Source organism: Pseudomonas sp. Mb7 (assembly GCF_054790525.1).
In genome coordinates this window covers 4,428,579-4,441,177 of sequence record NZ_CP186501.1, presented here as the reverse complement: position 1 = coordinate 4,441,177, position 12,599 = coordinate 4,428,579, and the positions used below count along the sequence as shown (strand labels likewise).

General features: G+C 60.1%; 10 protein-coding genes. 7 read left to right on the top strand and 3 right to left on the bottom strand.

Annotation, left to right across the window (positions count from 1 at the left end; all coding sequences use genetic code 11):
- Positions 1-3 precede the first annotated feature (3 nt).
- The 7 genes from ispG to ACOYXH_RS19840 all read left to right on the top strand — a co-directional run bounded on the left by ispG (position 4) and on the right by ACOYXH_RS19840 (position 8,035).
- Positions 4-1,113, top strand: coding sequence for a flavodoxin-dependent (E)-4-hydroxy-3-methylbut-2-enyl-diphosphate synthase (ispG, locus tag ACOYXH_RS19870; RefSeq protein WP_003227888.1), 1,110 nt, complete (start codon positions 4-6; stop codon positions 1,111-1,113).
- 37 nt (positions 1,114-1,150) lie between these two features.
- A complete protein-coding gene (hisS, locus tag ACOYXH_RS19865) occupies positions 1,151-2,440 on the top strand; it encodes a histidine--tRNA ligase (protein ID WP_016984369.1) in 1,290 nt (429 codons plus the stop codon).
- Positions 2,441-2,481: 41 nt separating this feature from the next.
- Complete coding sequence (locus tag ACOYXH_RS19860; RefSeq protein WP_460409909.1) at positions 2,482-3,123, top strand: YfgM family protein; 642 nt, start codon at positions 2,482-2,484, stop codon at positions 3,121-3,123.
- Positions 3,116-4,267: an outer membrane protein assembly factor BamB gene (gene bamB / locus ACOYXH_RS19855; RefSeq protein ID WP_034156262.1), complete on the top strand. Its 1,152-nt coding sequence runs from the start codon at positions 3,116-3,118 to the stop codon at positions 4,265-4,267. Before ACOYXH_RS19860 ends, bamB begins: the two co-directional genes overlap by 8 nt.
- A 136-nt stretch (positions 4,268-4,403) precedes the next feature.
- On the top strand, positions 4,404-5,873 hold the full coding sequence (gene der / locus ACOYXH_RS19850; RefSeq protein WP_095048349.1) for a ribosome biogenesis GTPase Der: 1,470 nt from the start codon (positions 4,404-4,406) through the stop codon (positions 5,871-5,873).
- Positions 5,874-6,107: 234 nt separating this feature from the next.
- Positions 6,108-7,256 (top strand): pyridoxal phosphate-dependent aminotransferase, encoded by a 1,149-nt coding sequence (locus tag ACOYXH_RS19845; protein ID WP_414927031.1) that lies wholly within the window; start codon positions 6,108-6,110, stop codon positions 7,254-7,256.
- Entirely contained in the window at positions 7,244-8,035 is a 792-nt protein-coding gene (locus ACOYXH_RS19840; protein WP_220556956.1) for an amidohydrolase, read from the top strand. Before ACOYXH_RS19845 ends, ACOYXH_RS19840 begins: the two co-directional genes overlap by 13 nt.
- 168 nt (positions 8,036-8,203) lie before the next feature.
- Here the strand turns inward: ACOYXH_RS19840 and leuA are convergent, their stop codons facing one another.
- The 3 genes from leuA to xseA form a co-directional block, all read right to left on the bottom strand.
- The gene (leuA, locus tag ACOYXH_RS19835; RefSeq protein WP_007916856.1) at positions 8,204-9,883 is read right to left on the bottom strand and encodes a 2-isopropylmalate synthase; all 1,680 of its coding nucleotides are present in this window, start codon (positions 9,881-9,883) and stop codon (positions 8,204-8,206) included.
- A gap of 463 nt (positions 9,884-10,346) precedes the next feature.
- Entirely contained in the window at positions 10,347-11,168 is an 822-nt protein-coding gene (locus ACOYXH_RS19830) for a M23 family metallopeptidase (RefSeq protein ID WP_099757097.1), read from the bottom strand.
- Between the two features lie 3 nt (positions 11,169-11,171).
- Positions 11,172-12,551: an exodeoxyribonuclease VII large subunit gene (xseA, locus tag ACOYXH_RS19825; protein WP_016984362.1), complete on the bottom strand. Its 1,380-nt coding sequence runs from the start codon at positions 12,549-12,551 to the stop codon at positions 11,172-11,174.
- Positions 12,552-12,599: the final 48 nt, after the last annotated feature.

Below are 12,599 nucleotides of genomic sequence, written 5' to 3'. Positions count from 1 at the left end.
GTCATGCACGGCGAATCTCCAATCAAACGTCGCGTTTCGCGCAAGATCTGGGTCGGCAACGTACCGGTGGGCGGCGATGCGCCGATCGCGGTACAGAGCATGACCAACAGCGACACCAATGACGTTGCCGCCACTGTTGCGCAAATCAACCGTCTGGAAGCCGCTGGCGTCGACATCGTCCGCGTCTCGGTGCCGGACATGGACGCCGCCGAGGCGTTCGGCAAGATCAAACAACTGGTCAAAGTGCCGTTGGTTGCCGACATCCACTTTGACTACAAGATCGCTCTGCGCGTGGCCGAACTGGGCGTGGACTGCCTGCGTATCAACCCGGGCAACATCGGTCGTGAAGACCGTGTTCGGGCGGTGGTCGATGCAGCGCGTGATCGCGGCATTCCGATCCGCATCGGCGTCAACGCCGGCTCGCTGGAAAAAGACCTGCAGAAGAAATACGGCGAGCCGACCCCTGCTGCGCTGGTCGAATCTGCTTTGCGTCACGTTGAGCACCTCGAACGCCTGAATTTCCAGGACTTCAAGGTCAGCGTTAAGGCCTCTGACGTGTTCATGGCCGTCGAAGCCTACCGCTTGCTGGCGAAAGAAATCGTTCAGCCGCTGCACCTGGGCATCACCGAAGCCGGTGGATTGCGTTCGGGCACAGTGAAATCCGCCGTGGGCCTAGGTATGCTGCTCGCCGAGGGGATTGGCGATACTATCCGCATCTCGCTGGCGGCCGACCCGGTCGAGGAAGTGAAGGTCGGTTACGACATTCTCAAGTCTTTGCATCTGCGTTCCCGTGGCATCAACTTCATCGCCTGCCCGAGTTGCTCGCGGCAGAACTTCGATGTGGTGAAAACCATGAACGAGCTGGAAGGGCGCCTTGAAGACCTGCTGGTGCCGCTGGATGTCGCGGTGATCGGTTGTGTGGTCAACGGCCCCGGCGAAGCCAAGGAAGCCCATATCGGCTTGACCGGCGGCACGCCAAACCTGATTTACATCGACGGCAAGCCGTCGCAGAAACTGACGAATGACAATCTGGTGGACGAGCTGGAAAAGCTGATCCGCCAGAAAGCGGCCGAAAAGGTCGAAGCTGACGCTGCGGTTATTGCGCGCGGCTGAGCCTGATTGAAGCGCCGAACGAATTTAAGGATTTAAAGTGAGCAAGTCTCTGCAAGCCATTCGTGGCATGAATGACATACTGCCCGAGCAGACCCCGTTGTGGCGTTATTTCGAGGGCACCGTTGCGCGTTTGCTGGATAACTACGGTTACAAGCAGATTCGCATGCCGATCGTTGAATTCACCGAGCTATTCAAGCGCTCGATCGGTGAAGTGACCGACATCGTCGAAAAAGAGATGTACACCTTCGAAGACCGCAACGGCGACTCCCTGACCCTGCGTCCGGAAGGCACCGCGGCGTGCGTGCGTGCCGTACTCGAGCACGGCATCACCGGCGGTGGCCAGGTGCAGAAACTCTGGTACATCGGCCCGATGTTCCGCCACGAGCGTCCGCAGAAAGGCCGTTATCGTCAGTTCCACCAGATCGGTCTGGAAGTGTTCAACCTCGACGGCCCGGACATCGACGCCGAGCTGATCACCATGACCTGGCGTCTGTGGGGCGAGCTGGGCATTCGTGATGCGGTCAAGCTCGAACTCAACAGCCTCGGCACCAGCGAGTCCCGTGGGCGTTATCGTGAAGCGCTGGTCGAGTATCTCTCGGCGCACCACGACAAACTCGACGAAGACAGCCAGCGTCGCCTGAAAACCAACCCGCTGCGCGTGCTCGACACGAAAAATGCCGACACTCAAGCGGTGCTGGTCGATGCGCCGAAAATGGCCGATTACCTCGACGACGAATCCCGTGCGCACTTTGAAGGTTTGAAAGCGCGTCTGGATGCCGTCGGCATTCCTTACGTGCTCAACCCGAAACTGGTGCGCGGCCTCGATTACTACAGCAAAACCGTATTCGAATGGGTCACCGACAAACTCGGCGCCCAGGGCACTGTTTGCGCGGGCGGTCGTTACGACGGTCTGGTCGAGCAAATGGGTGGCAAGCCGACCACCGGCGTCGGTTTCGCCATGGGCATCGAACGTCTGGTGCTGATGCTGGAAACCCTGGAGCAGATCCCGGAAGAAATCTCCCGTCAGGTCGATGTCTATCTGTGCGCCTTCGGTGAAGAAGCCGAGCTGGCCGGTCTGGCTCTGGCTGAACGTGTTCGTGATCAACTTCCAAACCTGCGTCTGCAAGTCAATGCCGGCGCCGGCAGCTTCAAAAGCCAGTTCAAGAAGGCCGACAAGAGCGGTGCGCTGTACGCACTGATCCTCGGTGACGACGAAATGGCCCAGCAAGTGGTAGGTTTCAAACCCCTGCGTGGCCAGGGCGAACAACAAAGCATTGCCTGGGATGCGCTCGCCGCTCACCTGGCCACCTGCGTCGTGCAGGGTTGAAGCTGTCCAAACAGCCGATTTAGCGATTAAGGAGTATTGGGGTGTCGAGTACCGAAGACGAACAGTTGGCGGATTTGAAGGACTGGTGGACACGCAACGGCAAACCTCTGGTCACTGGCGGCCTGTTGGCGCTGGTCATCGTGTTCGGCTGGCAGGCTTATCACAAGTATCAGAGCAACCAGTCGCAAGGCGCCTCGGTGCTCTATCAGCAACTGCTGGAAACCACGCTGACGCCTGACGGCAAGCCTGATGCGGCCCGCGTTGCGGATCTGGCCGGCAAGCTCAACAGCGAATTCAGCGGTTCCGCCTACGCGCAGTACGGCAGCCTGTTCGTCGCCAAAGTGGCGGTCGACAGCGGCAAGCTGGATGACGCCGCGACCGAACTGAAAGCCATTGTCGACAAACCGGCCAACCCGGCGCTGGGCGAAATCGCCCGTCAGCGTCTGGCGCAGGTACTCGGCGCGCAGAACAAGGCTGAAGATGCCCTGAAACTGCTCGACGGTGATGCCGACAAAGCATTCCTGGCCACTCGCGAAGAACTCAAGGGCGACCTGCTGGTACAGCTGGGCCGTACCGATGACGCGAACAAGGCGTATCAAAAAGCCAAGGCGGCACTGTCGGATGAAGCGGCGGTCGGTGGCCTTCAAATCAAGCTCGACGACCTGGCCAAAGGGGATGCGTGACGTGATCCGTTGGAAGCATGCAGCATTGCTGGCTCTGGCCCTTCTGGCCGCGGGTTGCAGCAGCAACAGCAAGAAAGAATTGCCACCGGCTGAACTGACCGACTTCAAAGAAGAAGTGGTTCTTCACAAGCAGTGGAGTCGTTCGATCGGTGACGGTCAGGGCGAAACCTACAACATGCTGGTGCCGGCGATCGACGGTGACACCATCTACGCCGCCGATGTAACCGGCGTGGTGATGGCCATGGATCGCGGCAATGGCGACGTGAAATGGAAGCAGGATCTTGACCTGCCTGTCTCCGGCGCCGTTGGCGTGGGTTACGGTCTGGTTCTGATCGGTACGCTGCGCGGCGAAGTCGTTGCTCTGGACACCAGCAACGGTGAAGAGAAGTGGCGCGCTCGTGTGAACAGCGAAGTCCTCGCGCCGCCAGCCAACAACGGCGACGTGGTGGTGGTACAGACTCAGGACGATCGTCTGATCGGTCTGGATGCTTCCACCGGTACTCAGCGCTGGGTGTATGACAGCACCCCGGCCGTGTTGACCCTGCGTGGCACCAGCGCACCGCTGGTTACCAACCGCCTCGCGGTGGCTGGCCTGTCGACCGGTAAAGTGGTCGCTCTGGACATTTCCAACGGCGTGCCGGTCTGGGAACAACGGATCGCGATTCCACAAGGTCGTTCGGAACTGGAGCGCGTAGTCGACATCGACGGCGGTCTGCTGTTGTCCGGCGGTACGCTGTACGTTGCCAGCTATCAGGGTCGCGTGGCGGCACTGGATCTGGAAAGCGGTCGTCAACTCTGGCAGCGCGATGCGTCGAGCTACGCCGGTATCGCTCAGGGTTTCGGTAGCGTTTACGTGAGCCTGTCCTCGGGCACCGTTGAAGGCGTCGACGAACGTTCCACCACAGCATTGTGGAGCAACGATTCGCTGGCTCGTCGTCAACTGTCGGCTCCGGAAGTGTTCTCCAGCTATGTTGCAGTCGGTGACCTGGAAGGTTATCTGCACCTGCTGAGCCAGGTTGACGGTCGTTTCGTCGGCCGTGAGCGCATCGACAGCGACGGCCTGCGTGCCCGTCCGCTGGTGGTGGGTGACACGATTTATGTCTATGGCAACAGCGGCAAACTGGAAGCCCTGACCATCAAGTAACAACTATGCTTGGGGTTAAACCCCCAGGCGGCCCCGGATTCATGGGGCTTGCAGCGCTAACAGGCGTTGCCCCGAGCACCAGCCGCTGCCTCGCAGCGGCTTTTGTATTTTCTGAAATAACGAAGTGGAGAGCCGCATGGTTCCCGTAATCGCCCTGGTGGGCCGACCGAACGTCGGCAAGTCCACCTTGTTCAACCGCCTGACCAGGACTCGCGACGCCATCGTCGGCGACTTGTCCGGTCTGACCCGTGATCGCCAGTACGGTGAGGCCAAGTGGCAAGGGCGTTCCTACATTCTGGTCGACACCGGTGGTATCTCCGGTGACGAGCACGGTATGGACGAAAAAATGGCCGAGCAGTCGCTGCTGGCCATTGAAGAAGCGGATGTTGTGCTGTTCCTGGTAGATGCCAAGGCCGGTTTCACCGCCGCCGACCAGATGATCGCCGAGCACCTGCGCAAACGTAACAAGCGTTCCTACGTGGTCGCCAACAAGGTCGACAACATCGACCCGGAAATGGCCCGCGCTGAATTCGCCCCTCTGGGCATGGGCCACGCGATCCCGATCGCCGGTGCTCACGGCCGTGGCATCACCCAGATGCTGGAAATCGCCCTGGGTGATTTCCCGAGAGACGAAGAAGAGCCAGAAGAAGGCGAGGAAGAGATCGTTGCCGAAGGCGAGGAAGCCAAGCGCATTCCTGGCCCGAGCGAAAAAGACGGGATCAAGATCGCCATCATCGGTCGTCCGAACGTCGGCAAGTCGACCCTGGTCAACCGCATGCTCGGTGAAGACCGGGTTATCGTCTATGACCAGCCGGGCACCACTCGCGACAGTATCTACATCCCGTTTGAACGGAATGAAGAGAAGTACACGCTGATCGACACCGCCGGTGTGCGCAAGCGCGGCAAGATCCACGAAGAAGTCGAAAAATTCTCCGTGGTGAAAACCCTGCAGGCGATCAAAGACGCCAACGTGGTGATCTTCGTGATGGACGCCCGCGAAGGCGTGGTCGATCACGACCTCAACCTGCTGGGCTTCGCCATCGAATCCGGTCGTGCACTGGTGATCGCGATCAACAAGTGGGACGGCATGACGCCGAGCGAGCGCGACTTCGTCAAGGTCGAGCTGCAACGTCGCCTGTTCTTCGTTGACTACGCCGACATCCACTTCATCTCGGCCCTGCACGGCACTGGCGTGGGTAACCTCTACGCGTCCGTACAGAACTCGTTCAAGTCGGCGGTCACCCGCTGGCCGACCAACCGTCTGACCCAGATTCTGGAAGACGCGGTGGGCGAGCACGCGCCACCGATGGTCAACAACCGCCGGATCAAGCTGCGCTACGCACACTTGGGTGGTGCGAACCCGCCGATCATCGTGATCCACGGTAACCAGATCGAGAAAGTGCCGAAGTCGTACGTGCGCTATCTGGAGAACACTTACCGCCGTGTGCTGAAGCTGGTCGGTACGCCGATCCGCATCGAGTTCAAGGGCGGCGAGAACCCGTACGAAGGCAACAAGAACACGCTGACCGACCGCCAGGTCAACAAGAAGCGTCGCTTGATGTCGCACAACAAGAAAGCCAGCAAGAAGCGCCGCGACAAGAAGTAAGGTGCGGCTCGTTGATCGTTCCCATGCTCCGCGTGGGAATGTATCCCGTGACGCTCTGCGTCACATAAGCGGTGGACGCAGAGCGTCCAAGGCTGCATTCCCACGCAGAGCGTGGGAACGATCAACATGAGAGAAGGGTGCCATCCGGCGCCCTTTTTTTATGGGCGCCGGATGGGCTATCCTCGGGCTCTCCCGCGCCGTCGTCAGAGCCGGGTGTTGAGCAGGGAACCCCCGATGATCACCAGTAAGCTGCCGAATGTCGGCATCACTATTTTCACGCAGATGTCTCAGCTCGCGGCCCAGACCGGAGCGATCAACCTGTCCCAGGGTTTTCCTGACTTCGACGGCCCGCAGTCCCTGCGTGATGCGGTCGGTCGGCACATCGCCAGTGGCCACAACCAGTATTCACCGATGACTGGCCTGCCGGCGCTGCGCGAGCAGATTGCGGCGAAAATCGCTCGCAGCTATGGCGTGCAAGTCAATGCCGACAGTGAAGTGACGGTCACGCCGGGCGCGACCCAGGCAATCTTCTGTGCGATTCAGGCGGTTATCCACAGCGGCGACGAAGTCATCGTGTTCGATCCGTGCTACGACAGCTACGAACCGGCGACGGAGTTGGCGGGCGGTCGTTGCGTACATGTACAACTGAATCCAAACGACTTCTCCATCGATTTCGATCAACTCGCTGCTGCCCTGAGTCCGCGCACGAAAATGATCGTCATCAACACCCCGCACAACCCGAGCGGCGCGCTGATCAGTCGTGCAGAACTCGATCAACTGGCAGAGTTGATCCGTGGTCGCGACATCTACCTGATCAGCGATGAAGTCTACGAACACCTGGTGTTCGACGGCGTACCGCACGTCAGCGTGCTGGCCCATGAAGAGCTGTATCAGCGCGCATTCGTGGTCAGCTCGTTCGGCAAGACCTATCACGTCACCGGCTGGAAAACCGGTTACGTCGTCGCGCCGCCAGCGCTGACCACCGAACTGCGCAAGGTCCACCAGTACGTCAGTTTCTGCGGCGTCACGCCGTTGCAATATGCGCTGGCCGATTACATGGCCGAGCACCCGGAACACGTCGAAGAGTTGCCGGGTTTCTATCAGGCCAAGCGCGATCTGTTCTGCGATCTGCTGGCGCCGTCGCGCTTCACCTTCACCCGAGTCACTGGCACCTACTTCCAGTTGGTCGATTACTCGCAGATCCGTCCTGACCTGAATGACGTCGAGATGGCCATGTGGATGACCCGCGAACACGGCGTGGCGAGTATTCCGGTGTCGGTGTTCTACCAGAACCCACCGCAAGGCCAGCGCCTGGTGCGCCTGTGTTTTGCCAAACGCGAGGAGACGTTGCGTGAAGCGGCGGCAAAACTATGCGTGATCTGAGTGCGTTACCTGATCTGAACCTGGCGCTGATCCAGACCAGCCTGGCCTGGCATGACCGCCAGGCCAACCTTGAACATTTCGAGGTGTTGCTGGAGCAGGCGTGGGGGGCGGATCTGATCATCCTGCCGGAAATGTTCACCACTGGATTCTCCATGGAATCCGAAACCCTTGCCGAAGCCGAGAATGGCCCGACCAGCAAATGGCTGCGGGTTCAGGCGGCAAAGCTCGATGCAGTCATTACCGGCAGCGTGATCATTCAGGCCGCCGACGGCAGCCATCGCAATCGCCTGCTGTGGGCGCGACCGGACGGTGAAGTGCTGCATTACGACAAGCGTCACCTGTTCCGCATGGCCGGCGAGCACAATCACTACACCCCCGGCGAACGTCAGGTGCAGTTCGAACTCAAGGGCTGGCGCATCCGTCCGCTGATCTGCTACGACCTGCGCTTCCCGGTGTGGAGCCGCGATGCGCAGGACACTGATCTGTTGCTGTACACCGCCAACTGGCCGGGCGCGCGGCGTCTGCACTGGAATCGCCTGTTGCCGGCGCGAGCCATCGAAAACCTTTGCTATGTGGCGGCGGTGAATCGCGTCGGCACGGACGGCAAGGGCTTCGCCTACACTGGTGACAGTCAGGTGCTGGATTTCCAGGGGGAAACCTTGCTGGCGGCGGGGGAGGCGGACGGGGTGTTCAAGGTGGTTTTGGAGGCGGCGTCACTGGCGGCATATCGCGAGCGCTTTCCGGCGAATCTGGATGCCGACACCTTCGAGTTCACCTGAGGTAACTGATCGTTCCCACGCTCTGCGTGGGAATGCAGCCCGTGACGCTCCGCGTCACTGGACGCAGAGCGTCCCTTGAGGCATTCCCACGCAGAGCGTGGGAACGATCGCAAGCAAAAAAAGGCCCCGGAGTTTGCACGCCGGGGCCTTTTGCATTTCAGCGATCGATTACGCCGCTTTCGCCTCAGGCTGGCTCAGTGAGCGGTTCAGCGCGCTGAACAGGGCCTTGAAGCTGGCCGTGGTGATGTTTTCATCGATGCCCACGCCGTGCACTGCACGTTCGCCGTTCACACGCAGCTCGATGTACGCCGCTGCTTTGGCGTTGGTGCCTGCGCCGATCGCGTGTTCGTTGTAGTCCATGATCTCCACCGGAATCGGCAGGCCAGCGACGAGTGCTTCCAGTGCACCGTTGCCCTTGCCGCGCCAGTGCAGGTTGGTTTCGCCCTGACCTTTGCTTGCCACTTCCACTTCGACGGCGCTGTTGCCGTTTTCTTCCTGCAGGCGATGGCTGACCAGCGCATACGGGGTGTTGGCTTGCAGGTATTCGCTGATCAACAACGAGTGAATCTGTTTGGCGGTCATCTCCAGGCCCAGACGATCGGTTTCACGCTGCACAACCTGGCTGAATTCGATCTGCATGCGACGTGGCAGGCTGATGCCGTACTCCTGCTCCAGCAAGTAGGCGATGCCGCCCTTGCCCGACTGGCTGTTGACGCGAATCACCGCCTCGTAGCTGCGGCCGATGTCGGCCGGGTCGATCGGCAAGTACGGCACTTCCCACAGTGCATCCGGTTTCTGCTGGGAGAAGCCTTTACGGATCGCATCCTGGTGCGAGCCGGAGAACGCAGTGTGTACCAGGTCACCAACGTACGGGTGACGCGGGTGAACCTGAATCTGGTTGCACTCTTCGACCACTTTGCGCACGCCGTCGATGTCGGAGAAGTCCAGCTGCGGGTCAAGACCCTGGGTGTACATGTTCAGAGCGACGGTGACGAGGTCAACGTTACCGGTACGCTCGCCGTTGCCGAACAGGCAGCCTTCGACGCGATCGGCGCCGGCCATCAGGCCCAGCTCGGTAGCGGCGACGCCGGTGCCACGGTCGTTGTGGGTGTGCAGGCTGATGATCACGCTGTCACGACGGTTGATGTTGCGGCCGAACCACTCGATCTGGTCGGCGTAGACGTTCGGGGTCGCGCACTCAACGGTAGCCGGCAGGTTGAGGATCATCTTGTGCTCAGGCGTCGGGTTCCACACCTCGATCACCGCGTCACAGACTTCCTTGGCGAATTCCAGCTCGGTAGCGCTGAAGGTTTCCGGCGAGTATTCGAAGGTCCACTCGGTGTCCGGCTGCATCGCCGCGTATTTGACGAACAGCTTGGCCGCGTTCACGGCGATGGCCTTGATACCGTCCTTGTCCTGGTTGAAGACGATGCGACGGAAAGAAGGCGAGGTGGCGTTGTACAAGTGAACGATGGCTTTTTTCGCACCGCGCAGGGATTCGAAAGTACGCTCGATCAAATCTTCACGGCCCTGGGTCAGCACCTGAATGGTGGTGTCGTCCGGGATGTGGCCTTCTTCGATCAGGGTACGCACGAAGTCGAAGTCGGTTTGCGAAGCGGCCGGGAACGAGGCTTCGATTTCCTTTACACCGACCTGCACCAGGGTTTTCCAGAAGCGCAGCTTTTTCACCGCGTCCATCGGTTCGATCAGCGACTGGTTGCCGTCACGCAGGTCGGAACTGCACCAGATCGGCGCGGTGTCGATGGTTTTCGACGGCCAGGTGCGATCCGGCAAGTTGATGACGGGAAACGCGCGGTATTTCGAAGACGGATCTTTGAGCATGCTCATCGGGAAATTCCTTATTGTCTGGGCCGAAAAAAGGCGGCCTGCCGGTGTTACGAATGTTCTTGGAAAAGCGTGGGACGAGGTGCCGCGATTCAGCCTGGCAGTCGTGCGCTGACGAGGCACAGGCTGCGGTGCTGGCGAAGCTGAATGAGGGTGTGAGAGGTTTTCATGCCTTCAACCCTAACCGCGGGGGGAGAGGTTGGCAAGCAGTCGGAAAAAATTGAGAGGAATACTCGGAAAGCGAGGCTATGCAGGATTTTATTGCGCTTAAGGCGGTGGATCTTATTGATGTTTGCGTGAGGTTAGATTGGGGCGCAATTGAGTTTTTGAAGATTCATTGAGTGTGGCGGTGTTTTATAGGCCGCCTTCGCGAGCAGGCTCGCTCCCACAGGGGATCTTTGTTGTGAATAAGATCCAGTGTGGGGCCGAGCCTGCTCGCGAAGAGGCCGGTCGCCTCAACACATATTTAAGGTTGAAAGGCGCCAATGAAAATCGCCGGATCCACCCGCGCATCATTCAGGCTGACATTCCAGTGCATGTGCGGCCCGGTTGCCCGGCCCGTCGAGCCGACTTTGCCAACCACCGCGCCCCGCGCCAGTTGATCACCGACTTTCACATCAATCTTCGACATATGGCAGAACATGCTGATAAAGCCCTGCCCATGGTCGACAAACACGGTGTTGCCATTAAAGAAGTAGTTGCCGATCAGAATCACTTTGCCCGCCGCCGGAGTCTTGATCGGCGTGCCCGCTGGCACGGCAAAGTCGAGACCCGCGTGGGGATTGCGTTCTTCACCATTAAAGAAACGACGCACGCCAAACTTGCTCGACAGCGGCCCGTTGACTGGTTTATCCAACAACAGATTGCTCGGCGTGTTCGGGCTGAAGCTGCGATACGCCTTGATCTGCTCGGCCAGTTCACCCTCGATGCGTTTGAGGTTCGACTGATCCGGGTTTACTTGCTGTTTGTTCTTCAGGGTGATGCGCTGTTCCGGGTATTTCTTGTTGCCCACGGTGAATGGCAGATTGCGCCCGCCGCTGCTGATCTGCTGCGCGCCCGGCTTCACCGTCAACGGCACGCCGACAATCGCCAGCCAGTTGTTCTGCTCTTTCACCACCAGCACCGGTTTGCCCTGATACGTGGCTTTCGGTGCCTGCGCGGCGGTGCCCAGATCAACCACCGCCACACCGCCCGGCACCGGTTTGTTCAGTAGCCGGGTGATGTAACTGTCGGCGTGGGCATTGAAGGTCAGGCAGAGCAAAAACAGTGGAGCGAGAAAGCGCGGCATGGATCAGTCCAGTAAAGAGAGAGTGACAGGCGTCAGGTGATTGTCCTCGACGCGCACTTGCAGTTCGCCTTCGCCGAGTTTGGCTTTGAGGCGCTGGCCGGTGTGGGTCTGTGCAGCGTTGCGAATCGCATGGCCACGCTCATCGAGCAAAATGCTGTAACCGCGACCGAGCGTCGCCAATGGGCTGACCACGTGCAGCGTCTGCATCTGACTGTGCAATTGCAGGCGCCGGTTTTTTAGACCTTCGCGCATGGCGCGAGGCAAGCGTTCGGCGAGGCTGTCGAGTCGCTGGCGCAACATCGCCAATTGCCGCCCCGGATGCTGGCCGGCGAGGCGTGTTTCCAGGCGGATCAGGCGCTCGCGACGGGTATTGAGATGGCGCTCGAACGCCCGACGCATGCGCATGTCCAGATCATCCAGGCGCTGAGCCTGTTGGCGCAGACGTTCGCCGGGATGGCGCAAGCGACGGGCCATGCCTTCCAAGCGCAGACGATCACGCATCAAACGGTCGCGCATGCGCATCACCAAGCGCCGATGCAGGCTTTCGACCTGACGGATCAGATGACTGGAATCGGGCGCGAGTAATTCGGCAGCCGCAGACGGCGTCGGTGCGCGCACGTCGGCAACAAAGTCGCTGATCGACACATCGGTTTCATGGCCGACGGCGCTGACAATCGGCGTCACGCAGGCATCAACGGCACGGGCTACAGCTTCTTCGTTGAAGCACCAGAGGTCCTCCAGCGAGCCGCCGCCACGGGCGAGGATCAGTGCGTCGAAACCACGGGCATCGGCCATTTTCAGCGCGCGGACGATTTGCGCGGTGGCTTCCCGGCCTTGTACGGCAGTCGGAATCAGCGTCAGTTGCACCTGCGGCGCACGGCGGCGGAATACGCTGATGATGTCGCGAATCACCGCGCCGGTTGGCGAGCTGATGATGCCGATGCGCTGCGGATGCGCGGGCAACGGCACTTTGCGTTCGGCACTGAACAGACCTTCGGCGCTGAGCTTTTCCTTCAGCGCATCGAAGGCCAGACGCAGTGCACCGTCACCGGCAGGTTCGACAGTGTCGAGAATCAACTGATAGTCGCCACGGCCTTCGAACAGCGAAACCTTGCCACGCACCTTCACCGCCAGGCCGTCCTTCAACGCCTGACGCACTCGCGCAGCGTTCTGCCGGAACAGCGCGCAACGCACCTGCGCGCCGCTGTCCTTGAGGGTGAAATAGATGTGGCCGGACGCCGGGCGCGCGAGGTTGGAGATTTCGCCTTCGACCCAGATGTTGCTGAACACGTCTTCGAGCAACACCCGCGCGCGGCCGTTGAGCTGGCTGACGGTCAGGACCTCACGGTCCAGGCCAAGTCTTGCAAAGGGATCTTTAATCATGGGGCGCAGTTTAAAGGCATTTGCCGTCGAATCACCATGACACCGCAC

Coding starts and splice junctions, on each gene's coding strand:
- ispG (WP_003227888.1), top strand. CDS start 4: ATGCACGGCGAATCTCCAATCAAACGTCGCGTTTCGCGCAAGATCTGG.
- bamB (WP_034156262.1), top strand. CDS start 3,116: ATGCGTGACGTGATCCGTTGGAAGCATGCAGCATTGCTGGCTCTGGCC.
- der (WP_095048349.1), top strand. CDS start 4,404: ATGGTTCCCGTAATCGCCCTGGTGGGCCGACCGAACGTCGGCAAGTCC.
- ACOYXH_RS19845 (WP_414927031.1), top strand. CDS start 6,108: ATGATCACCAGTAAGCTGCCGAATGTCGGCATCACTATTTTCACGCAG.
- ACOYXH_RS19840 (WP_220556956.1), top strand. CDS start 7,244: ATGCGTGATCTGAGTGCGTTACCTGATCTGAACCTGGCGCTGATCCAG.
- leuA (WP_007916856.1), bottom strand. CDS start 9,883: ATGAGCATGCTCAAAGATCCGTCTTCGAAATACCGCGCGTTTCCCGTC.
- ACOYXH_RS19830 (WP_099757097.1), bottom strand. CDS start 11,168: ATGCCGCGCTTTCTCGCTCCACTGTTTTTGCTCTGCCTGACCTTCAAT.
- xseA (WP_016984362.1), bottom strand. CDS start 12,551: ATGATTAAAGATCCCTTTGCAAGACTTGGCCTGGACCGTGAGGTCCTG.